Here is a 26,207-nt window from a genome sequence, read left to right on the forward strand (position 1 = left end):
GGAATTGATATTTTTATAAATTTAAAGGAAAGGAAACGTTGTATGAGGAAGATAAAAAAATTAATAAAACTTATCGGAGTCATCACTATACTATTACTAATCATAGCGTTGGTATTTCCTACATGGACCTCACAAATAAGGGTCAAAAACAGTATAAGTACATTAGAACAAGTAGAGATAAATGGAACTGGTCATGAAATTATGATACGCGGCAAAGATAAGAGTAATCCAGTTATTATCTTTGTACATGGTGGACCAGGTTCTTCGGAAATACCATATGCTCAAAAATACCAAGACTTATTGGAAGAGAAATTCACGGTTGTCAATTACGATCAAAGAGCAAGTGGAAAATCGTATCATTTCTTTGAAGACTATTCTAACCTTTCATCAGATCTACTCGTGGAGGATTTATTAGCTATGACGGATTACGTTTCAAAACGTCTAGGCAAAGAAAAAGTAATTTTAATAGGCCATTCTTATGGTACATATATTGGAATACAGGCTGCCAACAAAGCTCCTGAAAAATATGAAGCATATATTGGCATTGGACAGATGAGCGATACAGTAGAAAGTGAGATGGATAGTTTAAACTACGTTATTGAACAGGCACAAAATGCTGGGAATGCGGATGAGGTTTCACATTTAAAAGGGTTAACTGAAAAAATTAAAAATGGTGATACATATACCCCGCGAAATTATGTTGCGAAATATGGTGGAACATCAAGACTCATTGAAAATCCAGATGGTGATAACATGGGGATGTTATTCAGTAATGAATATAACTTGTTAGATGTAATTCGTTATAACGTTGGATTATCACACTCTCAAACTGTCTTATTAGAAAAAGACTTAAAGAATCCATTACCTACTAAAGTAACTAAACTGAAGTTACCGCTTTATTTTCTTATGGGTAAATATGACTATAATACTTCATTTCATGCAGCTAAACAGTATTTTGATAGGATTGAAGCGAATCAAAAAGAATTTATAGCTTTTGAAAACTCAGCACATTACCCTCAATTTGAAGAGAAGGAAAAGTTTTATGAGTGGTTGTGTGATACATTCGTAAAATGAAATTAAATAAAAAAGCACTTATTTTAAAAATAAGTGCTTTTTTATAGTATATAATCGATCAAGAAGGAAAATGTTGGATAATAGTCGAAAGATATAATACAACTTCAGAGAAATGACGAGAATCGATATGTTTTGTCGAGAGAGGAGTTATTTTATTAAAAGATATAGGTACTATACATAGTTTTAGTTTCTGAATATTCATTTAAATAGAAGGGGTAATTTATGTTCATTCGAATTGGTAAGTGGTGTGGGGTTACTTGTTTACAATTATTTGCTGCAATCTTATGTATAATCTGTCTAGGTGCGCTCCCTCGGTTATTTAAGGGATTACAAATTGATTTAATCGGTTTTTGGAATGCAATTATATATGTTGGTGAGAAAGTACTTCACCCAACTGAAATTACATATGGTTTTCAAGCGCCGAGAAAATTATTTCCGCAAATTTGGATCCATTATATTGAAACGATGATAGTATTTCTTTCAGCATTTTTACTTTCTTTATGTATAGCGTATGTACTTGTTGTTTTTGTACTGCAGCGAACTCATATGAAACAAAGAATATGGAATGGGATTTTTCTTACCCTTGAGAGCATACCAGATATTTTACTTATTTTATTATCGCAACTTCTTGTCGTAATTATTTTTCAAAAAACAGGGTTTATGCCAATCAAACTGGCTGGATTAGGGGAAGAAAGAGTACGTTTGTTACCGATTATATGTCTTACAATACCAACAACGTTATTGTTTATTAAACTTTTGTTATTAAGGTTCAGAGAAGAATTAGAGAAAGATTATAGTATGTTTGCCAAGAGTAAAGGGTTAAGCTTACGGCATATTTTGACACATCATATTTCAAGAAATGTTTTATTGACGACAGTTTATTATGCGAAAACAAATATTTTATTTATGCTATCCAATTTATATATTATTGAATGGATTTTTAACACATATGGAATGTTTGTATTTGTAAAAGAACATTCGAACATAGAAATTTTCACAGTAAGTTTAATTATATTATATGTACCGATTTTTATCTTGTTTCGTTTATTACATACGCTTTTGCAAAATGTTATAAAGGAGCGTGCGTAATATGTGGCAAGTTGTTAAAAAAGATGTAAGGTTTTGGTTTGGTGTAACCTTTTTAAGTGTCCTTATGATTGTTAGTATTGGGAATACGTTGTTTTTCGATGGGAATATTCGTGAACTAACGATGATGTATAACGCAAAAGGAGAATTAGAGGTTGCTCCGTTTTCACCATCGAGTAAATTTTGGTTCGGAAGTGATGCGAAAGGCCGCGATCTTTTTCAACTAATAATAGAGGGAGCGAAATGGACGGTTGGTGCGAGTTTAATTATAGCGATTTTACGAGTAATTATTGGAGGGGGCATAGGCTTACTTCTCGGTATGTATAGTCGGCGTTCTTTTCCAATTATTTCGTCCTTTTTTGACCCATTCAGCATTGTACCAATGGTTATGATTTCCTATTTTATATTAAGGGGAGTTTTAATGTTCGACAGTGGAGAGGCAGCTGCTCCGTTTCATTTGCGAGTTGCGTTTCAAATTATAGTTCTTGCATGTCTTGCAGTACCGACAGTTATGTTGTATGTAGCGCAAGAAGTCAAGCGTATTAAGAAAGAAGAATTTATGTTGGCGGCCACTGTGCTCGGCGGAAGTAAGTGGCAGAGGTTGAAACGCCATGTATGGCCGCATATGTTACCATCATTTCTTTTATTAGTAGCCCAGCAATTTGTAAGTACTTTATTACTCCTCTTGCATCTTGGTTTGTTGGAATTATTTTTTGGCGGAACAATAATTTTTGGCGCTATAGATGCAGATAGTGTAACAAAGGAATGGACTGGCCTAATTGGTCAAAACTTCCGTCACTTAACTACTCATACATGGATTGTACTTATTCCGATTGCTTTTTATAGTATGACAATTTTGTCAGGAAATCTTATTAGTAATAGTATGCAAGATGCGATTAAACTAGGAAATGTAAGAATGCCGAAGAGGAAGGATAAAGAAGTGAAAGTAGAGAAGCAAGTACAACCTACTATGAATGATTTTTCTTTCTATAAAGAGGTACAAAAATAAAGAAAGATAGCTGAAGACAAATTGTTTTCAGCTATCTTTTTTTGTTTAAAGTGGTGGTAAATCAATCTTACCTTCTTCAAATAATTCTTTTATCATATGTTTCGTATAACCAGCTGCTTGACCAAATGTGATTTTTGCTGGCATTGGTGCTTCATTTACATCTACAACTACATCAATAATGCATGGTTTACTTTGTTTTACCGCATTTTCAAAGGCAGGAAGTAAGTCATCTAAATGTTCTACACGGTATCCAATACCACCGCACGCCTCTGCGTATTTTGCGAAATCAGGATTCGTTAAGTCTGTACCAAATTCAATATTCCCCATAACTTCTTGTTCGAATTTAATCATAGCAATTTTATTATTGTTTAATACAATGACAACGATTGGTAGTTTATATTTAACAGCTGTTACGAAATCATTCATTGTCATTCCAAATCCGCCGTCACCACAAACTGCAAACACTTGTTTATCCGGGAAAGCAATTTGTCCAGCAAGTGCACCAGGTAAACCGCAGCCAAGTGTTGCAAGCCAACTAGAAATGATAAATTTCTGGTTTGTCATACGGAAGTGCCTTGCAGTCCATACTGTTACATTTCCGACATCGACTGAAAGAATTGCGTCATCTTCTGCTACTTTCTGCAGTGCATGCATAACTCGTTGTGGTTTAATTGGAGTAGAAGAATCTTCTTCTTGAGTGTGTAATTTTTCTTCCCACTTTTTCATCATTTCTTGATGATGCTCTAAGAAGGAATGATCCTCGTGTTTTTCTACATTTTCAATTAACCATTTTAATGTTTTATCAGCATCACCAGCTAAGCCGATATCTGTCGTATAACGTTTCCCGATTTGTGCAGGGTCTGTATCAATATGAAGTGTTTTTGCTTTTTCGGGCAAGAAACCAGTGAACGGATAAGAAGTACCAACCATAATTAAAGTATCTGCATGCTTCATTGCTTCATAAGAAGGTTTCGTCCCGATTAATCCTAATCCACCGATACAAAGAGGGTGTTCATCAGGAACAATCCCTTTAGCTGGTAATGTAAGTACGATTGGAGCACCGATGTGTTCTGCAAATGCAAGTAAAGAATCTCTCGCATGTTTAGCTCCTTTTCCGGCTAAAATAACAGGTTTTTTCGCTTCATTAAGTGCGAGTTTCGCTACAGCTAAATCTTCTTCTTGCGGAAATATTTCTGGTAATGTAAAGGAAGAGTTTGTAATGCGCGCACCATTTTTCACTTCAAATTTTGGAACATCATCTGGAATTGTAAGAACAGAGACACCTTTTTTTGTATATGCCATTCGAATCGCTTGATTAACTACAGCAGGTAACTGTTCAGCTGACATTATTCGTTGGTTATAAACCGCGACATCATCAAACATTCTTTCTAAGTTTACTTCTTGGAAAAAATCCGTTCCGAGTAAATCACTTTCGACTTGTCCTGAAATTGCTAATACGGGAGCTTGATCGAGTTTCGCATCATATAAACCATTTAATAAATGAATAGCTCCAGGTCCTGCAATAGCCATACAAACACCAAGTTTTCCTGTTAATTTCGCATAGGCTGCCGCTGCTAACGCACCAGCTTCTTCATGGCGAACTTGAATAAATTTAATTTTATCTTGTTTTTTTCTTAAAGCTTCAATAATAGAATTAATGGAATCTCCAGGCATACCATATATGTGTTCTACACCCCAGTCAATTAAAAGATCCACTAATGCTTCACCGGCTGTTTTTCCAAACATAATCGTTCCTCCTTATAATAGGTAGATACTATTATGTTTTGGAGAAAAAGGGAAAATATACAAATGATATAACTTATTTGTTTTAATGATGTCCAGTGAAAAGAGTGAAGGCTATTATTAGTAAAAATCCACTAATAGACCACGATAGAAACGGAAGGAAAGGTAGCTGTTTTTTTGCTTTCCAAAGCATTTCGTGAATTGTGACATAGCCAAGAGAACCAATTGCGCTTCCCATAATAAGTCCTTGTAAATGGAGAGCTTTCCCGTCCATCATAATGCCAAAAACAGTACCGGTCCCTAGGATGAGAGAAAGTAATAAAGTTGTTAATAAAAATGAAATGTATTTATGTTTTGTAAAAAGAAATGGAATAATTAAAGCTAACCCTTCTGGAATATGGTGAATGACAATCGCAAGTAAGAAAGGAATGGCAGAGTCATTATGATTTATAAACGCTGTTCCTAACGCAAATCCACTCGGCATATTATGAATGAATATAGCGAAAGAAAGAAAAAGGAAGGTTTGCCATGCTTGTTGATCTTTCTTATGTATAATCGGATGATGACAATAGTTATCTAATAAGCTCATAACTAAAATACCGATAGCTATACCGAGCATAGGCCCAATTATTTCATAGCTTGAAAATGTTTCAGGAATAATTTCAAGTGATAAAAGCCCAAGCAAAATCCCACCACATAATGCGTATAAGCGATGCATCTTTTCTTCAATTAGTTGGCGTGTTGCTACTCCAACAGCACCTCCTAATAGTAATCCACCGAACGAAAAAAACGTAACGATTATAGGAATCCATAAACGTTCCATATCATCACACTCCAATTCTATCCCCTTGTTTTCAGCTTACTAATGGGGGAGGGAGATTAGTCCAAATTATTATGACTAATTATAGAGAAAAAACTGTAAATTCATTATAATTTACATATTAAAATGAAATGGGGAATGTAAGTGCAAACAAAATGGAACTTATCTGAATATGAAAATCCAAAACGATATGATATAGAAAATAAAAGTTTTTCAGATTTTCCGTTTTTACTATCATGGGCGCAAAAACTAAATATACAAAATGAATGGATTTTAGATATTGCATGTGGAACAGGGAGAGTCACTATTCCTTTTATCGAAAAAGGGTATCAAATGATTGGTATAGATATACATGAAGGAATGCTTGCTGAAGCGAAGAGTAAATCTGCGAGTTTAAAGAATATAAAGTGGTTACAGCAAGACTGCTTGCAATTGAGCGTCGAAGAGACAATTCCGTTAGCATTTATGGTAGGACATGGATTCCAACATTTTCTTACTAATACACATCAAAATCAATTATTAGCATCGATTCATAATGTAATAACTGATAATGGTATATTCATATTTGATACACGTTTTCCGTCAAAGGAAGAATTAATACAACCACCTACAGAAGAATATTGGACAACTATTACAGATGAACAGGGAAGAAGATGTGATTTATATACTGAGATGAATTATGATTCAATTCAGCAAATACAGTACTACATAACAACAAGAAGGTTTTATGAGGATAATGCGCTAGTAGAGGAACTGAAAACAACAATAGATCTTCGGTATACGTATCCACAAGAATTAGAAAGATTACTAGTAGCGAATGGGTTTGAATTGTTACATATATATAATGATTGGGATGGGAATGAGTTGCAGGAGGATTGTTATTCTATGGTGGTAGTTTGCCGGAAGAAAAGATAGGGATGCTGATTATTAGTTGATAAGTGACATAAAGAAGTGTTCCTAAGAATATAACAATCAGGCGCGTTTATATAGAAACGCGTCTTTTCTTATATAGTAAGTTATTAGAAAAAATGAGCAAACTGTATTTCACATTAACAATAGACTATGTGTCTTTGTTTTAATTGTAAGGAAGAATAAGAGGAGCTGCAGTGGAGTGCTATGGTGGGGATTGTGAAAATACAATTATAAAGAAAATGAAGGATAAGGTCATAATCAAATGTTGTTTACTGAGCCATTAGAGTTTTATATAATATACAAATAAATAAAACTGGATGGTTGCCAGTTTAGAGGGACATAAAAAAATGTCCTGGTATTTAGATAATGTTTATGAGTTAAATAAAGAAAAACGAATGTAATAAAAATTTACTATACTAACTTTATGGAGAGTAATGTTATGAAAGCAGAAAAAATACTTGAAACACTAGATAGGTACGCGGAGGAGTTTGATTTTCCAGTACTTGATAACTATAATTTTGACTTAGCACAATCCAGAATATCTGTTTTTCGAGAGGAAGACAAGTGGCTCATTGTATTTGAGGTTGTGGGCGTTGATGCAAACCTTGAGATATCGAATAACTTCTATGTGTATAGTAATAGCATGAGACAGCAAGGATTCTTTTCATGTTTCGATGAAATCTTAACGCTTGTAAATGAAGAATATTGGTACGATGATGAAGATCATTTCCTTGTAGATCCTTTTCATATGGAGTTACTTTTGAAAGGAGAACGTATCACTTTAACACCAACTGTAGAAGAGTATAAGCGTTTAGGAATTGAAACAGATTCATTTCATCCTACCAAACTTATTCGTTTTTTAACTTCTAAATATAAGGAGAAATTCTGGGTAAATCCCTCGGACATATTAGATGAAACCAATGCAGAATTTAAACCAAATCTATTTTATCAAACAGAAGAATGGGAACATCCTGATATAAGTGATGATCAAAAACCGAGTGAGAGCATATTCTTTCAAAGTTTAGCTAAAGCGATTGAATTAAATAATGTGAATTTGATAACTGTAGGGAAAGTAAATAATGATTGGACCAATTGGACATGGAGTGATTTTGAAAAACAAGAAGAGGATGACATTTAAATAAGAAACTGTTTTTCCCCACCTATGATACATTGAAGTATTTGTAACATGATTTAGATGTGAAAGCCATGTATGAACTTCGCTTTCACATCTAAATCATTTGAGTTGAACAATCGTATTAGTTATTACTAATATGTGTGTCAAAATATTTTTAAAAAAGATAGATAAATGTTTCTTCGCTTTATTTTTAATGTGAGAAGGAATGTAAATAATGAACAAAAAAATAATATAGTTAGTGGAAGTGAAGGAAATGTTATAGTGTTTGATGCACACATTAAGAGGTTTTATGTAACAGGAAAGAGAAGCTTTTTGTTTGAATTTCAGGGTATACAAAATGTTAACGTTGACTGGGATTTATTTCTCATGCTAACATATAGATAATTTAATCAAGGCGGTGGAAATGTATTGGACTCAGATGTTGACTCGGATAGGTGGCTAAATGACCTCGATTTTCTCAGAGTACCCCTCATCATTTTGAGAATGTAGATTTTATACAATCTCATGTCAATGTGTATGAAGTAGGTCTGGAAAGAGAAAATATATCAGGAGGTGAATCCTTTAGTTTCAAGGAAGCTAAGGGAATTAGTTGGACATATTTAATTTAATCATGGTAGTGGTTTTAATCGCATGTACTGCATTTTTCGTAGCAATTGAGTTTGCTATTGTAAAAGTAAGAGGATCAAAGATTGATCAATTTGTATTAGAAGGAAAGAAGGGTGCGCTGGCAGCGAAGAAAGTGACATCAAACTTGGATGAGTATTTGTCAGCTTGTCAATTAGGGATTACAGTTACAGCAATGGGACTCGGGGCACTAGGTGAACCAACGATTGAGAGACTTTTACATCCTTTATTTGATAAGTGGAACATCAATCCTTCCATTGCAGGTGTATTATCTTTAGGAATTGCTTTTACTATTATGACGTACTTACATGTTGTAGTTGGTGAATTAGCACCAAAAACATTCGCGATTCAAAAGGCTGAGAAGGTTACTTTATTACTTTCGGCTCCGCTTATCTGGTTCTACAAAATCATGTATCCGTTTATTCGCTTGTTAAATGGCTCTGCAAGGATGATAACAGGAATGTTCGGCTTAAAACCTGCATCAGAGCATGATGTAGCACATACAGAAGAAGAATTACGATTGATTCTTTCTGAAAGTTATGAACGTGGAGAAATTAATCAAGCTGAATACAAATATGTAAATAATATTTTTGAATTTGATAATCGTATTGCGAAAGAAATCATGGTCCCTCGTACAGAAATTATAGGGCTACATGTAGATAATTCTTTAGCAGACCATATGAAAATAATCCGTGATGAAAAGTATACACGTTACCCAGTATTTGGGGAAGATAAAGATGAAATCATTGGCATGGTGAATGTGAAAGACTTCTTTATTCGTTATATGAATAAGGAAACAAAAGAATTTAATTCTATTCAATCGTATACGCGTCCAGTAATTGAAGTAATTGAGACCATACCAATACATAATCTTTTACTACAAATGCAAAAGAAACGTATTCCGTTGGCTGTCTTATATGATGAATACGGCGGTACGGCTGGTATTGTAACCATTGAGGATATTCTGGAAGAGATTGTAGGAGAAATCCGTGATGAATATGATGAAGATGAGCGTCCGCCCATTCAGCAAATGAATGAAGGACATGTTGTCGTAGAAGGTAAAGTATTAATTAGCGAATTAAATGATTTACTAGGATTACATATGAATGATAGTGATGTTGACACGATTGGTGGTTGGATTCTGATGCAGAATTATGATATCCAGGAAGGGCAAACAGTAAATAGCGAAGGATATGTATTTAAAATTCTTTCTAAAGACCCTCACCAAATCAAGCGTGTTGAAATACAAAAAGAAATGTTAGAAGCAGCAACTGTATAGTTGCTGCTTTTTATTCAGCTTATAACATGGTAGCCATCCTCATTAAATTCATTGATTGATCAACTCTTTACCTGTTAACACATTACCGAAATAGGGAATGATTGTTTCCTTTGCATTCCAGGTTCAACACCCCTTCGATATTGTAAAATGTATCTCATTTATACAAATTGTAATATAATTTACATGTAAATTCGTAGCGTAAAATAGATTAAAAGCAACAAATGTTGAGAAAGGATGCCCTTGTCAAAATTAGTATTTGTATTTCACTAGATAATAAAAAATGTAGAATGATTTTATTTCTGACATTGTTATTTAATAGTAATCAAAATACAAAATAAAGAATTTTCTCGGCTGGAAATTGTTACACACTCATAAAATGGAGGCAATAGTTATGCAGCAAATTAAAAAAATAGGAAACTCATTTTGGTATATGACACCTGTTTCTGAAACAGATAGACCTATATTAGGAATGGTCATTGGAAATGAAAAGACTTTGATGATAGATGCAGGTAATTCAGAAGCACATGCACAATTGTTTTTAGAAATGCTAAAAGAGCAAAATATCTCAAATCCTGATTTTGTAGCATTAACGCATTGGCACTGGGATCATATTTTTGGATTACCTGTACTACAAGGTGCATTATCTATTGCGCATTCTGAAACGAAAAGAGAGATGCAGAAACTAGTTTCTTATAAATGGACAGATGACGCGTTGGACACACGAGTAAAAGAAGGCACAGAAATTGAATTTTGTGCGGACTGTATAAAAAAAGAGTTCAGTGAACAACCAAGAAATATTCAAATTATTCCGCCGACCTTAACCTTTCAGAAGCAACTTGAATTAGACCTTGGTGATGTGACATGTGTGTTAAAGCATGTGGGCGGAGACCATTCACATGACTCTGTTGTCATTTATATTAAAGAAGAAAAGATATTGTTTTTAGGAGATTGTATTTATGCAAATATTTTTTCTTCTAAGTGGAACTATACGACGAAACGAACGTTTAAATTAGTAGAAGAATTAGAGGCATTTGATGCTGAGACATATATTCTTTCCCATGGGACAGCTATAAATAGGGATGAGTTTTTACAAGAAATTCATTTGCTAAAAACAGTAGGAACTTATACGGAAACTCATAAAGGCGATGAAGCGAATATAAAGGCATCGTATAAACGAGACATAGATAGAGAATTAAATGAAGATGAATTAGAAACAATAACGTTTTTTGTAAATGGTTATGAAATGAATAATCTGTAAAATACAACTCTAATCAAATTAACGCTTATTCTGATCAAATATTAAGTCGCAACCAATTTGAATTTTTTTTGCAGGCTCATCATCTGAAGTTATACGACTTTATTTATTTTTCGTATAGATAGAATTTCAAGTAGAAGCTTTCTTTGCTAATTCAGTTATATAGTTGAAAAATACATCACGTTTTACATCATAAACGACATTTACAGGTCGCCCATCATCAGTTGCCACTGTACGTCCTTGACTAGGTCCGTATGTATGAACAATACTTTTAATCGCTTGTACCTTTGCAAGATCAGCTTTCCCAACAAACGCAGCAGTTAATACATCCCACAAATAGTAGGTAGAGTTAGTTGAAAAGTGAACGAGAGGGGGGACCATCGCATAACATTGACCAAGGAAATCAACACCAATATACTTACGCTCTTTTGCCCACTGTTCACGTATGTCTATAGTTAGCGGAACCTGGTTTGTACTTTCTAGAGTTACTAAATCAATGATTATATTAGCATTCCAAACACGAGCTACTGCTTCGGGATCCCAAAATGAATTCCACTCGGCTGTTCCGTCATGTTCCGGCTCATGTACATTGCCTGCAGTACGAAATGTACCGCCCATCCAAACGAGACGTTCAATTTTATCTTCGATTATTGGAGATTCATATAGTGCACGAGCAAGGTCAGTTAGGGGCCCTGTAAATAATAAAGTTGTTTTTCCATCAGTTTGTAGAAGAGTCTCTATTATATGATGATGTGCAGGTTTTTTGGATGCAGGTGTAACAACTTTCCCAGACTCATTTAAAATGGGTAAAGCATCTACATAAAATGCATGCATCCGCCAATCTTTTGGAAATGGATTTTTCGCACGGGAATTTGATGCTGCTACCTCAATATTATTTTTGCCGAAGCGATCTATAATTTTACGACTGGCAGACATCGCTGGTTCTAAATAACAATCTGCAGGAATAACTGAAACACCTGTAAGCTCTACATTTTCCATCTGGAGTAGTAAAAATAGTGATATTAAATCATCTACACCACCATCATGATTGAAGTACACTTTTTTCATCATTTTAATCTCCATTCTTTAAAATCTAACCAGGAATTAAATTTTAATTGATGAACAATCATCAATAATTTCCACCACTTCAATTCTCCCATTAATCAGTAACTCAGGAAGTTCATTTCTAACGTTTCCTTTCCAATACTCTCTAGCTTGTTCCATTTTTTGAGCGAAAGGAATACCATCTTCTTTCGGTAAAAGACTTCCGTCACCTTCAAAAGAACTACCGATCACTCGTAGTTTAACAATCTGCAAAGCATCTCGATTATAAGAATCAAATAAAGCTTTCCATTTCAAAGCATCTTCATAGCTTTTGGCAGCATATAAGCAAGACAACCTTGACGGATATTCAGGAAATTCTTGCAGTCTAACCATTTCTACAATCGTTTCTCTAACAGCTCTAATTGTTTGATCTATATAATTCATAACTACTTTAGCATTTTCATTATTTATATGTAATCCGTCACTTTTATAATGATTGTTTAAAATTTTTATGCCATCTTCACCGTTAGAGTTTAATTGTTCTCTTTCAAAAAAGAAGTGATAGAGGGTATTAGTTTGATTTTTATCGAAATGAATGATTTGTCCAATATTCATTTTTTTCCTTGTAACGATGTGGTATACGTAAAATTTTGTGTCATTCATGGTTATCCTCCTAGTAGTAATGTAATTCAATGTTAAATTTAGTAATTCAACATTGAAATATATAAAACCTTTATAATCATAAAGTTATAGAGTGGGATAGGATTCGAGTGGAAAGTGAAAGAAATGCACGTAAACGCTTTAAAAATGTTCACAAAATGTTCACTTACGAAGGAGTTTCCAATATCGATATAATGACAAAGACTCAAAGAGAAGGGATGATGAAAATTGCCAACAACAAGAAAGGAAAACCTCCAATTTGGTATGATGATGTGCCTCGGGATGGTTATCGTTATGACGTTTTACAATTTATTAATGAATGGAGCAGGAGGGCCAATTCATATTAAGGAGATCGCATTAGAACTAATAATTGGATTTATTATTGCGCTATTAATTGAAATATGTATCGTTGGACCATGTGCGAAAAAGATTGTATTTGCATTACCATTTGATAAATCAAAAAAAGTAAACATGATTATTGCGATGGCAACAACAATGGTAATCGGAATGGTATTCTTTATGTCATTTTACGGAATGGCTATGATGTATTTACATAATGGGTTACATGGTGACTCATTCATTTCAATTTATTTCTCGGTCTTTATTAAAAATTTTATTATGGCGTACCCACTTCAATTAATAATAATGGGACCTCTTGTACGTTTCTTATTTGGAAAGTTTGTTTTGAAGAATAAAGCTGTTAATGTAGCGTAGTTTTAATTACTAAAATATTATATAAGGATTAAATGTTTTAAACGCATCTCACATATTTTGAGATGTGTTTTTTCGTGTACATTACTAATTATTTTCATATTGATGTGACATTTGTCCTTTTGTCGTTGTAGTATTGTAGCTTTTAATTAAATCATAGATAGAAGATTAGGAGATGATTTTTTTGAAAGGTATTTTACTTTCAGTTTTTGGAGGAGTATTCATTACACTTCAAGGTACGTTTAATGCGAAACTTAGTTCAGATATCGGTATATGGTCGACGAGTATTATGACGCATTTAATTGGGTTTCTTATTGCAACAACTATATTTTTGTTAAAGAAAGAAGAGAAAGTAACGGATTTAAAAGGTGTAAAAAAAGTATATTTAGCAGCTGGCGCACTTGGTGGGTTGATTATTTGTGCGGAAACAATGGCGATATATTCAATGGGAGTTACATTAACAGCTGGAACACTTATGGTTGCTCAATTATTAACAGCTACTGTTATTGAAATGAAAGGATTATTTCATATAAAAAAGATACAAATGGAGAGATACCATATTGTGGGAACAATAGTAATGATTTTAGGTGTTTTTGTGTTTAATATGTAAGGAAAGAAGGGACTGTAAGTGGATAATAAATCAGACTTAATTATTCAATATTTGAAAGCTTATAATATACTTGAAATTTTTTCAGGAATAAGTACTGACAATTTTCAAGTAAATCATTTTGAAAAAGGCAAACTTATTTGCGATAAAGATGATGAAATTCATCGTTTATATTTTGTTATTAAAGGAAAAGTAAAAGTTTACACGATTACACCAGAAGGAAAGAAACTAATCCTTCGCTTTATCAATCCATTAGCAATTGTTGGTGATATTGAATTAATACAAAATAGCAAAGCACATAATGTTGTTGAAGCTTGTTCAGATGTTGTAGCAATCTCCATTTCTAATACAGTTATTAGAAATAAGTTATTACATGATCCTATATTTATGAAGTTCTTGCTTGAAAACATTGCGAACACGTTAAAAATATCGACTCGTTTTACAGCTCTAAATTTACTTTATCCGGTAGAAGTACGTGTAGCTAGTTATTTACTTTCGATTTCAACGGATAGTAATGGGAATATGTATAAAGAGGATTTAGATTCAACTTCTGTATCAAGTATTGCAGATTTTATAGGTGTAAGTTATAGGCATGTAATTCGAGTTTTACAAAAATTTTATAGTGAAAAATTAATTGAAAAGAATAATGGAGTTATTGTGATTAAAGATTTTTCTAGAATGAAGGAAGTTGCTAAAGATAATATATATGAGTAATGAAAGGGAGAGAAGGGTTATGATTGGATTTAGTTTAGCTATATTAGCTGGAATATTAATTAGCTTACAATCTGTTTTTAATACGAAAGTGAATGAAATTGTAGGACAGTGGTTAACAACTGCATGTGTTCTTGGAATAGGTCTCATAAGTTCTGTTTTATTTCATATCATTACAGAGAAAAGTATAAGCGTTAACTTTTATACTGCAAATTATTTATTTTATATAAGTGGATTGTTTGGTATCGGATTAATTATTTGTATAATGGGTGCAATAAAGAGTTTAGGTCCAGCTTATACGGTGCTCATTAGCCTTATTACTCAATTAGTTGTTGCATTATGTGTTGATACATTTGGATTGTTTGGAATGGAGAGAGTGCCTATACAAATAAATAAATTAATTGGTATAGGTCTATTAATTGTAGGGGTAGGAATTTTTAAAAATCTTTTTTCGAATAAGAAAGCTATTACTATAAATGAGGATAGGGCCTAAAGAATTTAAAGGAAAAAGGTGTTAATAATTAGAACATATACATTTAGGTGGTAGTAAATGAGCGATAAGGAGAGAAAATAAGTGATTCAGTACATGTTGGAAGATGGTGTACATTATATTATGAGTGCAGTGACATAACTAGGAGGTTTCCACTATGACAGCTTTATTTAAAGCTATGGAGTTCCAGCTGAAAACTGAACGACTTGATCTGAGTATGTGGGAGGAATCCGATTCAGTCTGGATGAGAAAATTAATTGGCGAACGTGGTGTGGATATGCCAACCCTTGACGCCGTTCGTAGCAAGCTTATCGAGATGCGTAAGAGGGCAGTCGAAAATGGTATTTCCCTTCTCACTATCCGCCGACGAGACGAAGGTGATTTCATCGGATACTGTGGCTTGATTATCGGTCGTTCCACACTGGAAGAGCCGGAGATCGCATACGAGTTGTTCCGCAGTGCTCATGGCAAAGGCTATGCGACTGAGGCAGCATCTGTTGTGCTGGACGCTGCGATTGCTACCGGGCGCCACAGACTTTGGTCGACTGTAGGCGCATGGAATGTTGCGTCCTTCCGGGTGTTAGAAAAGATAGGATTTGAGAGGCATCACAGTACGTGGGACGAGCGCGGTGAGATTGTTTGGAACGTACGCGACCTTTAGAAATCCCGGACCTAACTCGAAACTATTGAAAAGGAGAAGAGGTCATTAGTTTGGGCGAGAATCCAGATAAAGATAAAAGAACTGATTTATAATCCAAATAGTGACAAACTATAACTGAAGCATGTCCTCGAAAGCGGAGTGCTGCCTTCGCACCGAGGCTTTGTCCTCCTCCCAAAAACAATCGAACGTTTCAAGTTATATATCTTTATTATACTGATTAAACTAAATATTTATTGTTTACTTATTTCATTCATTATGTAAATAAAAAGAATAATTTGCCCTCATAATGGACTAACTATCCTATAGATTATTATATGAATTTAATAAAATCGAGGTCTTCTTTTGTATACTCAACTATGTGTTGCTCTAAATGTGTAAATTCAGTGGATTTCTCTGATAATAATTTAAAAGTACCTGACATATTTAATAATAAATTCATGTATTCGTTTGTTAATTCTTTATTAGTCATTATTTTTCGTGTCCTTTATCAATTTAGTAATTATTTTATTACTAATATCAATGTTATGTAAATCGTGAGAGATGCAGTAGAGGAAAAGTTAAAGTTTTTTATGAGCGGTGAATAGAAAGATTATAAAATATTACTTTATACATAAAAAACTAATGAAGCCAATGTCTTTTTCGGTCATTATACTATTAATAATTTTATGGTAAAATCTTTTACATAATGAAATAAAGGGGTAGTACTCTATGGGTTATTTCTCAAATAGTTTATTAGTTTTGTTTGTTCTTATCATATGTAGCTGTATGATTTTTGGTTGATAATATAATGATGGATTTATAAAAAAGAAGGTAATTCACAATGGTGAGATGCCTTCTTTTTCTTATTGAAGTATTGTTCTAGTCAGTTTAACGACGGTCAAAATTTTTTTGGAATAAAACAAAAAGGATGATAGGGAGTATTTACATGAAAACTATTTTAAATTACACGATTGAACCCCCTAAAGATTTCAATGAATTATTAACTATGTATGAATCTTTAGGATGGAATTCTCTTAAATTATCGGTTAACGAGTTAGAGCAAATGTGTAAACAAAGTTGGTATGTGATATATGCTTTTAAGGAGCAACAATTAATTGGGATGGGACGAGTAATATCAGATGGTGTAATAACGGGCATTATTTGCGGTGTATGTGTAATGCCAGAGTATCAGTCCATGGGCATTGGAAAAGAAATAGTGGAACGATTAATCCGGCACTGTGAACAAAACAAGGTTATTCCCCAACTTATGTGTGTAGAAAATTTGCAATCTTACTATGAATCTATTGGGTTTAAGGCATTCTCTATTGGAATGACAAAACATATTATAAGATAGCGGGGCTTTATATTTTCGGTGTACTCGTACATATTTTCAAACTTCATTATAAAGGAGAATTGCTGTATGGAGATTGCTAAAGGAGTAGAAATGCTACACCTTGAATTTCAAGAATTTATTATTCACCCAATTCTTTTATGGGATGATGAAATGGCAGTTTTAATAGATACTGGATTTCCTGGACAAATTGAAGATATACGAGTAGAAATGGGTAAGGTTGGAGTATCGTTTGATAAACTAAAATCCGTGATTTTGACGCATCAAGATATAGATCATATAGGTAGTCTTCCTGAACTATTACAAAACTGTGGAAGTAATATAAAAGTCTATGCTCACGAGCTAGATAAGCCATATATTGAAGGGGATTTACCTTTATTGAAAGATGGAAATGTAGAGAATCCACCAAAAGGAAAAGTGGATGATACTTTGGTTGAAGGCCAAGAACTTCCATATTGCGGTGGTATTCTTACTATTCATACCCCAGGGCACACTCCTGGTCATATTAGTTTATATTTGAGACAAAGTAAAACTCTTATCGCTGGGGATTCAATGTATAGCGTAAACGGAATTTTAGGGGGAATTCATGCCCCAACTACTTTGGATATAAAAGAAGCGCAAAATTCTTTGAAGAAGTATTTAAATCTAGAAATTGATTCTGTAGTTTGTTACCATGGTGGGTTAAGTAAGGGGAATATAAATGCACAAATTCAAAAGCTGTAGATAAGAATTTTTTGTTAATCGGTGCTAAAGTATAATCTAATTGCTAGTATATAAATAAAACCCTTAAATTAATAAAGAGCATGTTTGAAGGAGTTTCAAATGTGCTCTTTATTAAATATAATCAATTTAATTTTGATGACTTAATCCATTCCAATAAAACGAAACGATTTCTTTTGCTAATTCATCTATATTTGCAAGAGTAGGGTTGTGATTCTCATCTTTAAAATTCCCGATTGATAATAAAGCGACGAAAGCATGGGCAGCAAATTTAGGATTTCCTTTAGGAATTTCTCCAAGGAGAATTGCGTTATCTAGCGCTTTTTCCAACACTTCATACATGTTATCCTCGGCATTTTTTAATTCCTTTAATTGCTCTTCAGATAAAGAGAGTTTTGCATCTTTCATAAAATTATTCATATCAATATCCATCGTTGCGTGTAAGTATACTGTAGCAAAGTCCAATAATCTTTCTTCCAAAGTCTTATTTGTAGAGAGGATTTGATCCATATTTTCTCTTATTCGTACCATCATTTGAATCATAGTAGCGGTAAATAAATCCGCTTTTGTTGAATAGTAATAGTAGACGGTTGCTTTTGTAACACCACATTCTTTCGCGACCTCATCCATCGAAACAACTTGATAATTTTGAGTGAGAAATAACCTAGTTGCAACTTCTAAAATGATTTCTTTTGTAGACTTTGTATTTTTATTTTGACGAGGCCTTCCGAGAGGACGTTGTTTTTGATCCAAATACATTCGCTCCTGACATTTATTATTGAGATAATTATAACATAATTTTTTAATCATTCTTGATTAATTAACCGACCAGTATATATAATTAATATTGGAGGAAAAAAGGAAGGTGGGGTTTTATGAAAAAGCACCCGTTACATATGTTAGGGAGGCTTGTAGCAGGGAAGAATACGCAATGGATAACTTTATCGGTATGGATTCTTATTACATTAGTACTTTCATTTACGTTACCACAAGTAAACAGTACGAAAGAACCGAATCCGAAAAATTTACCTGAAACAGCTATGTCACAGCAAGCTGAAGCACTTATGAAAAAAGAATTTCCTAATAATGCAGGAAATCCGTTGTTAGTTGTATGGCATCGGGATGGTGGATTAGAGTCAAAAGACTACAAATTAATACAGGACGTTTATAAAGAGTTAAAAACGGACCCTTTAAAAGAACAATCATTGTTACCACCATTTGATACAATTCCAGAGCAAGTATTATCAAAAAGTGCATCAAAAGATGGTACATCATTTGTCACACCAATATTTTTTAATAAATCTGCTGGAACGGATATATTAAAAGGTAATTTAGAAGAGTTACGAAAAATAGTGAATAGTAAAGTGGATGAAGATCCATTCAAACAAAAAATTACCGACTCTGGTTTACATGTTCGATTATCTGGACCTGTAGGTATTCAAACGGATGCGGTAAGTTTATTTAGTCAAGCTGATGTGAAATTATTAGTTGCTACTGTACTACTAGTATTGGTTTTATTAATTTTATTGTACCGTTCACCAATTTTAGCAATTTTACCTTTACTTGTTGTTGGCTTTGCATATGGAATTATTAGTCCGACACTGGGCTTTTTAGCAGACAATGGATGGATTAAAGTAGATGCACAGGCTATATCGATTATGACTGTCTTACTGTTTGGAGCAGGAACGGACTATTGTTTATTTCTTATTTCAAGATATAAAGAGTACTTGCTAGAAGAAGAAAGTAAGTATAAAGCATTGCAACTTGCGATAAAAGCATCTGGCGGGGCAATTATAATGAGTGCACTTACTGTAGTACTAGGGTTAGGAACGTTATTACTTGCTCATTATGGAGCTTTTCATCGATTCGCAGTTCCATTTAGTGTGGCTGTTTTCATTATGGGAATCGCTGCTTTAACGATTCTGCCAGCATTATTATTAATTTTCGGTAGAGTTGCATTTTTCCCGTTCATACCGAGAACAGCTGCAATGAATGAAGAGTTTGCAAGAAAGAAAAAGAAAGTAGTAAAAGTAAAAAATACTAAAGGGTTCTTTAGTAAAAAACTTGGTGATATTGTTGTACGTAAACCGTGGACAATTATTATGCTAATCGTATTTTTATTAGGAGGCTTGGCTTCATTTGTACCACGTATTCAATACACGTACGATTTATTAGAATCATTCCCGAAAGATATGCCATCACGTGAAGGATTTACACTAATTACTGATCATTTTTCAGCTGGAGAATTAGCACCGGTAAAGATTGTAGTTGATTCAAAGGGAAAAGATTTACCTATTAAACAAGAAATAGAGAAATTATCTTTTGTTAATAAAGTGAAAGAGCCAATGAAGGGAAAAGAAAATAATCAATTGCAAATGTATGAAGTTTCTTTAGCAGAAAACCCTTACTCCATTGAAGCGTTAGATCAAATCCCTAAATTGAAAAATAGTGTAGAAAAGGTATTAAAAGCTGAAGGAATTAGTAAAGCTGAGAATCATTTATGGATTGGCGGAGAAACAGCTTCCTTATATGATACAAAGCAAATTACTGAACGGGATGAAGCGGTTATTATTCCGGTTATGATTAGTATCATCGCTTTACTTTTACTCGTGTATTTACGTTCAATCGTTGCGATGATTTACTTAATTGTAACTGTCGTTTTATCTTTCTTCTCTGCATTAGGAGCAGGCTGGATTTTACTGCATTTCGGTATGGGAGCTCCCGCGATACAAGGTGCGATACCGTTATATGCATTCGTATTTTTAGTTGCCTTAGGGGAAGATTATAATATCTTCATGGTTTCAGAAATATGGAAAAATAGAAAGAAACAAAATCATGTAGATGCAGTAAAAAATGGTGTTATACAAACAGGAAGTGTAATTACATCAGCTGGTTTAATTTTAGCAGGAACTTTTGCAGTGTTAGGTACGTTACCAATTCAAGTTCTCGTTCAATTCGGTATAGTAACAGCAATCGGTGTATTACTAGATACGTTTATTGTAAGACCATTATTAGTACCAGCAATTACAGTTGTATTAGGACGTTTTGCTTTTTGGCCAGGAAAGCTTTGGAAAGAAGAAAAGCAATTAAGAAAAGAAGATACTTTATAAAAAGAAGGTTGCCGAAAAAGTCAGTAAAACTGATTTTTAGGCCACCTTCTTTTTTGTTGGTCTGATATAGAATGGTCATTTGGAATATACAATGAAAAATATAGACGAAATGTATGATGAAGTTTTAAGTGTATTAAAATTTTTCTTAAGCTCTGAAGCATGAATTTTTTATAAAAATGCTCCAGAGCTTTTTATTGTGCAGGTTTATTGTATTTAGCAAATGAATGGGAAGATAAATATCCTGTTTTAATATTCCTTATTTTGTAATTATTTATAAATGCTAGTAAATATAATCGCTAAAAATAGGAGTGATGAATGGAAAATTAGATTGGGTAAATGTATTGGAACCGTTTCATCCAAGTAAAGATGATGTTCCTTATGTAATAATGGGAAAAGTATTAAAAACAAAAGTGAATTAATAACTTTGTTGTACATATAAGTTATTGGTTTGTAACATTTAAGGGGAAAACAAAATGACGATAATATCTATTGAAAAAGCTACAATTTTAGATGCTGAAAAGTTGACAGAAATAATGAAAAGAACATTCGATGAAGAAGCAAAACAATGGTTGTCTGATCAAGAGGGTGTAATTGATTATAATATTCAACCACCAGGATATTCATCAGTTGAAATGATGAAATATTCGATTGAAGAACTGGAATCTTTCAAAGTGATAATGAATAAAGAAATTATCGGGGAATTATAGTTACGATTTCTGGTAAGTCTTACGGTAGAATTGATTGTGTATTTTTAGATCCTAAACATCAAGGAATAGGAATTGGAGCACAGGTTATTGATTTTATAGAAGAAGAGTTTCCAAGCGTAAGAATTTGGGATCTTGAGACGTCTAGTAGAAAGATTAATAATCATCATTTTTATAAAAAAATGGGCTATGAGACAATTTTTGAAACGGAAGATGAGTATTGTTATGTGAAAAAAATAAAGATAGCTTTAAGCAAAGAAGACTTAGTTCAAAATAAAGATATGAAAAATGGTCAATACGAAAACTGTAATTTGGCAAATACAGAGTATTATCAAGTGAATTTAAAAAATAGTTCATATGTTAGTAGTAATGTAATGAATATAAATATGAGTAATTGTAATGTAAGTCAATCAACCTTTAGGAATATTAATTTTAGAAATTCCTTATATGCAGATTTAAATATTTCTGGCAGTAAATTTAATTTTGTGACTTTAGGTGGAGTTCAATTTAGAGATACAAGCCTTGGAGAGGATAAAGATCCTATTTCATTTGATAGATGTGATTTGGAAAGTACTACAATACGTAGTAGTAATCTGAAAAATATTGAAATAGAAAATTGTGATATTACTGGTATGAAAATAAATGGTATTTCAGTAGAAGAACTGCTTGAGTTGTATAATAGGGTAAAAAATTAAATAAAAAATCACTTAGCATATTCTAAGTGATTTTTTCATTTTGAACGAGAGGGAATATAAGAGATGATGTTCAAAAAGCGAATATTATATCGAAATAATTATATGAAAATAACACAAAGAAATAAGGGTTGGCAGGATTTTAATATGGGATATTAGAATATTATATTTGAATGGAGGGGAAAAAGATGGAGATTAACGTTAGAGCAGTAGAAACACAAGATGCTAGAGCAATTCATCGTATATGCATACAAGATGATGTTTTACCATATATGGTTTTCCTACCTAGTATGCGTGTAGATGCAATGGAGAATAGAATTCGAAATTTAGCACAGAATCAATTTGAATTTGTAGCAGAATATGATAGAGAAGTTGTTGGATTTGTCGGTTTAACCCAAAGTCCAGGGCGAAGATCCCACTCGGGTGATTTATTCATCGGAGTAGATAGTGAGTATCACAATAAAGGAATTGGAAAAGTACTTCTTACAAAAATGCTTGATTTAGCTGATAATTGGCTAATGTTAGAACGAGTGGAACTTGGTGTATTAGAAACGAATCCTAGAGCCAAAGTATTATATGAAAAATTTGGATTTATCGAAGAGGGTGTAAAGGTTGGGAATTTGAAGGCTCATGGGAACTTTGTTAACGAAATCATGATGAGTCGTTTTAGACCAAATGGTTTGATTATACATAATAAATAGGGGGGGAAATTGAACAGAAATATCGATTTGTTTTGAAAAAAGTATGGCAAAAGGACGCCATACTTTTTTTAGTTTATTAAAAATAAAGAGCAATTTTTATTTAAAGGATGTTTTAACGGATGAAGCATTAGGAATCATCTTAATCCGGAAAGCATATGACTTAATAGAATCTATTTCTATGTGCAAGGGGAATGCATATGTGGAAATTTCAAAAACCTTGAAAAAACGATTGCATAAGTATATTTAAATTTTATTTATTTTCATACATAGTATAATTGAGCATTCAAGGAACAAGGAGTGATTGTAATGTCGACAGACCAACCTATTCCTGGACATTTTATTATGGACCCACAGCGAGCTATGCTGTTGCCACCGGAATTGAAAGCAGCTCCATCTGAATCATTAACAGAACAAGTATTTATTGAACGATCTATAACTGAAAATAGATTTTGGTTACGTATTATGAAAGAGCATGCTTTGTTTCTTGGTGAGGGGTTTAATCGTAACGATAAAAATTTAATTCAGCAAGTAGAACAGTTTTATAATCAGTTTGATAGGCAGCTGCAAAAAGCATTTACTATTCCACAAACTGTTCAAGCGGTAAGGCAATTAAATGAAGAGAGCATTCAGTTAGTGTATGCTTTTCGTAATTATAAAAGAAACTTACTAATTTTAATCATCAATTGTAAAGTGAAAGGGTTTAATTTTCCACTTTTAGTGGATCATGTTGCACGAGAAGCGGAATATTTTATGCGGACACTTCAAAAGTTTAATGAAGGCAAGATGGATCCTATTCAAGATGCGATTATTAGCGAGAATGTTTTCTGGTTACGAATTATGATGGAACACTCACGTTTTATTGCTTCATTACTGGATCAATCGGAGAGAAATCTTGTTCATACAGCGTTGAAATTTGGAGATGATTTTGAAATTCTTCTTAATCAAGCTAGAGATGTTGAATCGATGTTATATCAAAAAGAACCGACATATCCGATTATAGGAAAAATGAATAAAGATAGTGAAAATGCTACTGTTGAGTTAAGGAATTTCAAAAAAGCAGGATTAGAGTTAATTCAAACATGCCAAATTCGAAATGTCATAAATCCATTGCTTGCTGATCATGTTACAAGAGAGGCAGAGCATTTCCTCTTTATGATTCATGTATTGGAGCAAAGGCTAAAGCAAAAGCAAGTGGAACAATCTCCGCAATAATAAATAAACAAGAAAAGCATGGCAAACTAATGTCATGCTTTTCTTGTTTATCCCGCTATTTGTGGGCAGTAAAACTCCCACTGATTAAAGTTTCACTTTATAAATTGTGATTCAATTGTTTCGGTTGTAATAAAAATATTGCTAATCCAATGAAAATAAGTAGAATTCCTAGTCCTTGCTGTAAAGAAATTGTTTCATCTAAAATGAAATAGGCTAAAATACAAGTTCCAATTGTCTCTCCTAAAATACTCATCGAGATAACAGTAGCGCTCATCCATTTTAATAACCAATTGAAAATTGTTTGTCCTAAAATCGTTGCAATGAATGCAAGACCTATAAAGGACCACCATGTTTGTGTAGTGTAATTGAAGAAAGATGACTGCTGTGTGTAAGCAAATATACCGAGAAAAAGTGAACTACTGCCATAACTAATTACCGAGTACGGTATTAGGGATAGGTCTTTACGAACATGTTGACTAATGAAAAAGTAAGCTGTTATGACGCCAGCAGCAATAAAAGCTAAAATATCGCCGTATAAAGCCTCACCACTAATTTGAAAATCTTGCCACCCAATCACGATACTTCCTGAAATTGCAATAAGGCAGCCTATAATTGCACCTTTCGTAAACCGTTCCTTAAATAAAAAATAACCACCGACCATTGAAAATAAAGGTTGCAACGTTACAATAACTGTAGAACTTGCTACAGAAGTATACTGTAATGATTCAAACCATAGTACATAATGAGCTGCTAGAAATAATCCAGATAAGAGTCCAAATCCCCAGTGCTTTTTTGATAATGAGCAAAGTTCGCTTCGATTGTTTGTATTAAATATTAGAAACGGTAAAAGAATTACCGTAGCAAACAATAATCGATAAAAAGCAGTGATTGCTGCAGGGGCATCTGCTATTTTTACGAAGATTGCTGAAGTAGATAAGGCGAACACGCCGAAAAATAAGATGAAATATGAAAGAATAGGTGATTTCAAAGTTTGTCCCTCCGTTTGATTGTTTATTATAATGAACTGTATATAATATAATGTACAAAAGTTAGTATATAAGCCTAAGATGAAATAAGGAAGCATTAATTGCCACTGTTTAGTATGTCAGCACAAAAGGAACGAAAGATGTATTATGATGGACGAAAGGAAGTTGTAACAATGATTCATTATCGACTAGGTCAAACTGTTTTAAGTTATCGTAAGAAAAATAATATGACAATTCGTGAATTTGCTGATTATGCAGGAATCAGTACTTCACTTATTAGTCAAATTGAAAGAGGACATGCCAATCCTTCTTTAAATGTATTGGAATTAATAGCGAAAGCATTAAATGTACCGCTGTTTACTCTTTTTATTAATGATATTGATACAGACTCACTTATTTCTAAGAAGAAAGATCGGAAAAAAGTATATCGAGAAAATAATGATCATATTGTTTATGATGTGTTAACACCAGATTTTATGAAAGCTCGCATTGAAATGTTAATGATGGATTTAAACGGATATGCAAATACAACAGAAAGTCACTATTCCCACGAAGATAAGGAAGAAATTGCAGTTGTAATGAAAGGGGAAGTGTATGTGGAATTGGAAGGGAATGAATATTTTTTAGAAGAAGGAGATGTTGTGCGTATTCCACCGAACGTGAAACATAGATTTTTGAATAAGAGTGATGAAATGAATCACATCTTATTTGTATTAACACCTTCGTTAAGCTAAGGAAGTAGCTTAAGGATACATACTAAGTGGTAACATAATAGAAAGTATCAATTACATAAAGATTCGCGTGTATAATAAAACAACTATCTATAAATACATACACATTTGATTTTCACTTTGTATGTTTAAGAAGATGAGAGACTTGACAAAAAATTAAGATAGTTCCATGACTATCAAACCAAATAATTCAGATAAAC

At 33.2% G+C, this 26,207-nt stretch carries 24 protein-coding genes and 3 pseudogenes; 20 read left to right on the top strand and 7 right to left on the bottom strand.

What is annotated here, in order from left to right; translation table 11 throughout:
* The first annotated feature begins 42 nt into the window (after positions 1-42).
* The 3 genes from I6L50_RS18000 to I6L50_RS18010 all read left to right on the top strand — a co-directional run bounded on the left by I6L50_RS18000 (position 43) and on the right by I6L50_RS18010 (position 3,169).
* A complete protein-coding gene (locus I6L50_RS18000; RefSeq protein WP_113937840.1) occupies positions 43-1,074 on the top strand; it encodes an alpha/beta fold hydrolase in 1,032 nt (343 codons plus the stop codon).
* A 222-nt stretch (positions 1,075-1,296) separates the two neighbouring features.
* Entirely contained in the window at positions 1,297-2,163 is an 867-nt protein-coding gene (locus I6L50_RS18005) for an ABC transporter permease subunit (protein ID WP_002141702.1), read from the top strand.
* 1 nt (position 2,164) lies between these two features.
* Entirely contained in the window at positions 2,165-3,169 is a 1,005-nt protein-coding gene (locus tag I6L50_RS18010; protein ID WP_016092643.1) for an ABC transporter permease subunit, read from the top strand.
* A 45-nt stretch (positions 3,170-3,214) separates the two neighbouring features.
* Here I6L50_RS18010 and I6L50_RS18015 read toward each other — a convergent pair whose 3' ends face one another.
* Complete coding sequence (locus I6L50_RS18015) at positions 3,215-4,915, bottom strand: pyruvate oxidase (protein WP_219302230.1); 1,701 nt, start codon at positions 4,913-4,915, stop codon at positions 3,215-3,217.
* Positions 4,916-4,997: 82 nt separating this feature from the next.
* Entirely contained in the window at positions 4,998-5,735 is a 738-nt protein-coding gene (locus I6L50_RS18020) for a ZIP family metal transporter (protein WP_219302231.1), read from the bottom strand.
* A 141-nt stretch (positions 5,736-5,876) separates the two neighbouring features.
* On the opposite strand from I6L50_RS18020, the gene I6L50_RS18025 reads away from it, so the two are divergent.
* The 4 genes from I6L50_RS18025 (at position 5,877) to I6L50_RS18040 (ending at position 10,940) form a co-directional block, all read left to right on the top strand.
* Positions 5,877-6,647, top strand: coding sequence for a class I SAM-dependent methyltransferase (locus I6L50_RS18025; protein ID WP_002085684.1), 771 nt, complete (start codon positions 5,877-5,879; stop codon positions 6,645-6,647).
* 436 nt (positions 6,648-7,083) lie between these two features.
* The gene (locus I6L50_RS34920; protein WP_242247362.1) at positions 7,084-7,782 is read left to right on the top strand and encodes a DUF7003 family protein; all 699 of its coding nucleotides are present in this window, start codon (positions 7,084-7,086) and stop codon (positions 7,780-7,782) included.
* A gap of 586 nt (positions 7,783-8,368) precedes the next feature.
* Complete coding sequence (locus tag I6L50_RS18035) at positions 8,369-9,682, top strand: hemolysin family protein (protein WP_002085679.1); 1,314 nt, start codon at positions 8,369-8,371, stop codon at positions 9,680-9,682.
* 391 nt (positions 9,683-10,073) lie between these two features.
* Complete coding sequence (locus I6L50_RS18040; protein WP_219302232.1) at positions 10,074-10,940, top strand: MBL fold metallo-hydrolase; 867 nt, start codon at positions 10,074-10,076, stop codon at positions 10,938-10,940.
* Positions 10,941-11,066: 126 nt separating this feature from the next.
* Here the strand turns inward: I6L50_RS18040 and I6L50_RS18045 are convergent, their stop codons facing one another.
* A complete protein-coding gene (locus tag I6L50_RS18045) occupies positions 11,067-12,008 on the bottom strand; it encodes a nucleoside hydrolase (RefSeq protein WP_219302233.1) in 942 nt (313 codons plus the stop codon).
* A gap of 33 nt (positions 12,009-12,041) precedes the next feature.
* Positions 12,042-12,644 (bottom strand): DUF2441 domain-containing protein, encoded by a 603-nt coding sequence (locus I6L50_RS18050; RefSeq protein ID WP_219302234.1) that lies wholly within the window; start codon positions 12,642-12,644, stop codon positions 12,042-12,044.
* Positions 12,645-12,869: 225 nt separating this feature from the next.
* On the opposite strand from I6L50_RS18050, the gene I6L50_RS18055 reads away from it, so the two are divergent.
* From I6L50_RS18055 to I6L50_RS18075, 5 genes are all read left to right on the top strand, one after another.
* Positions 12,870-13,355: a DUF2798 domain-containing protein gene (locus I6L50_RS18055; RefSeq protein ID WP_219302235.1), complete on the top strand. Its 486-nt coding sequence runs from the start codon at positions 12,870-12,872 to the stop codon at positions 13,353-13,355.
* Between the two features lie 181 nt (positions 13,356-13,536).
* Complete coding sequence (locus I6L50_RS18060; RefSeq protein ID WP_219302236.1) at positions 13,537-13,962, top strand: DMT family transporter; 426 nt, start codon at positions 13,537-13,539, stop codon at positions 13,960-13,962.
* A gap of 18 nt (positions 13,963-13,980) precedes the next feature.
* Entirely contained in the window at positions 13,981-14,673 is a 693-nt protein-coding gene (locus tag I6L50_RS18065) for a Crp/Fnr family transcriptional regulator (protein ID WP_060751755.1), read from the top strand.
* A gap of 19 nt (positions 14,674-14,692) precedes the next feature.
* On the top strand, positions 14,693-15,163 hold the full coding sequence (locus tag I6L50_RS18070) for a DMT family transporter (protein ID WP_085311005.1): 471 nt from the start codon (positions 14,693-14,695) through the stop codon (positions 15,161-15,163).
* Between the two features lie 154 nt (positions 15,164-15,317).
* Positions 15,318-15,821, top strand: coding sequence for a GNAT family N-acetyltransferase (locus I6L50_RS18075; RefSeq protein ID WP_002085671.1), 504 nt, complete (start codon positions 15,318-15,320; stop codon positions 15,819-15,821).
* 346 nt (positions 15,822-16,167) lie between these two features.
* Here the strand turns inward: I6L50_RS18075 and I6L50_RS34925 are convergent.
* Positions 16,168-16,290: pseudogene (locus tag I6L50_RS34925) on the bottom strand (MarR family winged helix-turn-helix transcriptional regulator); the annotation flags it as partial.
* A 456-nt stretch (positions 16,291-16,746) separates the two neighbouring features.
* Between I6L50_RS34925 and I6L50_RS18080 the strand changes: the two are divergent.
* Both I6L50_RS18080 and I6L50_RS18085 read left to right on the top strand, forming a co-directional pair.
* A complete protein-coding gene (locus I6L50_RS18080) occupies positions 16,747-17,154 on the top strand; it encodes a GNAT family N-acetyltransferase (protein ID WP_219302237.1) in 408 nt (135 codons plus the stop codon).
* A gap of 66 nt (positions 17,155-17,220) precedes the next feature.
* The gene (locus I6L50_RS18085; protein WP_219302238.1) at positions 17,221-17,874 is read left to right on the top strand and encodes an MBL fold metallo-hydrolase; all 654 of its coding nucleotides are present in this window, start codon (positions 17,221-17,223) and stop codon (positions 17,872-17,874) included.
* 126 nt (positions 17,875-18,000) lie between these two features.
* Here the strand turns inward: I6L50_RS18085 and I6L50_RS18090 are convergent, their stop codons facing one another.
* Positions 18,001-18,624 (bottom strand): TetR/AcrR family transcriptional regulator, encoded by a 624-nt coding sequence (locus I6L50_RS18090; RefSeq protein WP_219302239.1) that lies wholly within the window; start codon positions 18,622-18,624, stop codon positions 18,001-18,003.
* A 122-nt stretch (positions 18,625-18,746) separates the two neighbouring features.
* Here I6L50_RS18090 and I6L50_RS18095 point away from each other — a divergent pair, with 122 nt between their 5' ends.
* From I6L50_RS18095 to I6L50_RS18115, 5 genes and pseudogenes are all read left to right on the top strand, one after another.
* Positions 18,747-20,981 (top strand): MMPL family transporter, encoded by a 2,235-nt coding sequence (locus tag I6L50_RS18095; protein WP_219302240.1) that lies wholly within the window; start codon positions 18,747-18,749, stop codon positions 20,979-20,981.
* Between the two features lie 320 nt (positions 20,982-21,301).
* Positions 21,302-21,400: pseudogene (locus tag I6L50_RS18100) on the top strand (GNAT family N-acetyltransferase); the annotation flags it as partial.
* A 54-nt stretch (positions 21,401-21,454) separates the two neighbouring features.
* A pseudogene (locus I6L50_RS18105) lies at positions 21,455-22,380 on the top strand (GNAT family N-acetyltransferase).
* A 185-nt stretch (positions 22,381-22,565) separates the two neighbouring features.
* Positions 22,566-23,078: a GNAT family N-acetyltransferase gene (locus I6L50_RS18110; protein ID WP_219302241.1), complete on the top strand. Its 513-nt coding sequence runs from the start codon at positions 22,566-22,568 to the stop codon at positions 23,076-23,078.
* 306 nt (positions 23,079-23,384) lie between these two features.
* On the top strand, positions 23,385-24,290 hold the full coding sequence (locus I6L50_RS18115; RefSeq protein WP_219302242.1) for a DUF2935 domain-containing protein: 906 nt from the start codon (positions 23,385-23,387) through the stop codon (positions 24,288-24,290).
* A 97-nt stretch (positions 24,291-24,387) separates the two neighbouring features.
* Here the strand turns inward: I6L50_RS18115 and I6L50_RS18120 are convergent, their stop codons facing one another.
* Positions 24,388-25,278 carry a DMT family transporter gene (locus tag I6L50_RS18120; RefSeq protein WP_113936534.1) on the bottom strand — a complete coding sequence of 297 codons (891 nt, stop codon included), beginning with the start codon at positions 25,276-25,278 and terminating at the stop codon, positions 24,388-24,390.
* Positions 25,279-25,392: 114 nt separating this feature from the next.
* Between I6L50_RS18120 and I6L50_RS18125 the strand changes: the two genes are divergently transcribed.
* On the top strand, positions 25,393-26,010 hold the full coding sequence (locus tag I6L50_RS18125; protein WP_219303716.1) for an XRE family transcriptional regulator: 618 nt from the start codon (positions 25,393-25,395) through the stop codon (positions 26,008-26,010).
* Positions 26,011-26,207 lie beyond the last annotated feature (197 nt).

The organism is Bacillus sp. FDAARGOS_1420, assembly GCF_019344915.1.
GTDB classification, from domain to species: domain Bacteria; phylum Bacillota; class Bacilli; order Bacillales; family Bacillaceae_G; genus Bacillus_A; species Bacillus_A mycoides.

What these genes read in the sequence shown, in the direction of transcription:
- I6L50_RS18000 (WP_113937840.1), top strand. Translation starts at nt 43, where the DNA reads ATGAGGAAGATAAAAAAATTAATAAAACTTATCGGAGTCATCACTATA.
- I6L50_RS18005 (WP_002141702.1), top strand. Translation starts at nt 1,297, where the DNA reads ATGTTCATTCGAATTGGTAAGTGGTGTGGGGTTACTTGTTTACAATTA.
- I6L50_RS18010 (WP_016092643.1), top strand. Translation starts at nt 2,165, where the DNA reads ATGTGGCAAGTTGTTAAAAAAGATGTAAGGTTTTGGTTTGGTGTAACC.
- I6L50_RS18015 (WP_219302230.1), bottom strand. Translation starts at nt 4,915, where the DNA reads ATGTTTGGAAAAACAGCCGGTGAAGCATTAGTGGATCTTTTAATTGAC.
- I6L50_RS18020 (WP_219302231.1), bottom strand. Translation starts at nt 5,735, where the DNA reads ATGGAACGTTTATGGATTCCTATAATCGTTACGTTTTTTTCGTTCGGT.
- I6L50_RS34920 (WP_242247362.1), top strand. Translation starts at nt 7,084, where the DNA reads ATGAAAGCAGAAAAAATACTTGAAACACTAGATAGGTACGCGGAGGAG.
- I6L50_RS18040 (WP_219302232.1), top strand. Translation starts at nt 10,074, where the DNA reads ATGCAGCAAATTAAAAAAATAGGAAACTCATTTTGGTATATGACACCT.
- I6L50_RS18045 (WP_219302233.1), bottom strand. Translation starts at nt 12,008, where the DNA reads ATGATGAAAAAAGTGTACTTCAATCATGATGGTGGTGTAGATGATTTA.
- I6L50_RS18050 (WP_219302234.1), bottom strand. Translation starts at nt 12,644, where the DNA reads ATGAATGACACAAAATTTTACGTATACCACATCGTTACAAGGAAAAAA.
- I6L50_RS18070 (WP_085311005.1), top strand. Translation starts at nt 14,693, where the DNA reads ATGATTGGATTTAGTTTAGCTATATTAGCTGGAATATTAATTAGCTTA.
- I6L50_RS18075 (WP_002085671.1), top strand. Translation starts at nt 15,318, where the DNA reads ATGACAGCTTTATTTAAAGCTATGGAGTTCCAGCTGAAAACTGAACGA.
- I6L50_RS18080 (WP_219302237.1), top strand. Translation starts at nt 16,747, where the DNA reads ATGAAAACTATTTTAAATTACACGATTGAACCCCCTAAAGATTTCAAT.
- I6L50_RS18085 (WP_219302238.1), top strand. Translation starts at nt 17,221, where the DNA reads ATGGAGATTGCTAAAGGAGTAGAAATGCTACACCTTGAATTTCAAGAA.
- I6L50_RS18095 (WP_219302240.1), top strand. Translation starts at nt 18,747, where the DNA reads ATGAAAAAGCACCCGTTACATATGTTAGGGAGGCTTGTAGCAGGGAAG.
- I6L50_RS18110 (WP_219302241.1), top strand. Translation starts at nt 22,566, where the DNA reads ATGGAGATTAACGTTAGAGCAGTAGAAACACAAGATGCTAGAGCAATT.
- I6L50_RS18115 (WP_219302242.1), top strand. Translation starts at nt 23,385, where the DNA reads ATGTCGACAGACCAACCTATTCCTGGACATTTTATTATGGACCCACAG.
- I6L50_RS18125 (WP_219303716.1), top strand. Translation starts at nt 25,393, where the DNA reads ATGTCAGCACAAAAGGAACGAAAGATGTATTATGATGGACGAAAGGAA.